Origin of the sequence: Citrobacter sp. TBCS-14 (assembly GCF_005280805.1) — a bacterium.
GTDB lineage: Bacteria > Pseudomonadota > Gammaproteobacteria > Enterobacterales > Enterobacteriaceae > Citrobacter > Citrobacter gillenii.
Genome location: NZ_SZWM01001094.1, coordinates 1 through 215, shown reverse-complemented (window position 1 = coordinate 215; position 215 = coordinate 1). Strand labels below are relative to the sequence as shown.

General features: G+C 50.7%; 1 pseudogene. It reads left to right on the top strand.

Going from position 1 to position 215, the window contains the following annotated elements:
- Window positions 1-215: pseudogene (locus FDX22_RS24150) on the top strand (protein translocase subunit SecF); the annotation flags it as partial.

The window sequence follows — 215 nt, the reverse complement described above, 5'->3', positions numbered from 1 at the left end:
TTTGAGTGGCGACTGGCGGCAGGGGTGGTTATTGCTCTGGCGCACGACGTGATTATCACGCTGGGGATCCTGTCGTTGTTCCATATTGAGATTGACCTGACTATCGTCGCATCACTGATGTCGGTAATCGGTTACTCGCTGAACGACAGTATCGTTGTATCTGACCGTATTCGTGAAAACTTCCGCAAGATTCGTCGCGGTACGCCTTACGAAAT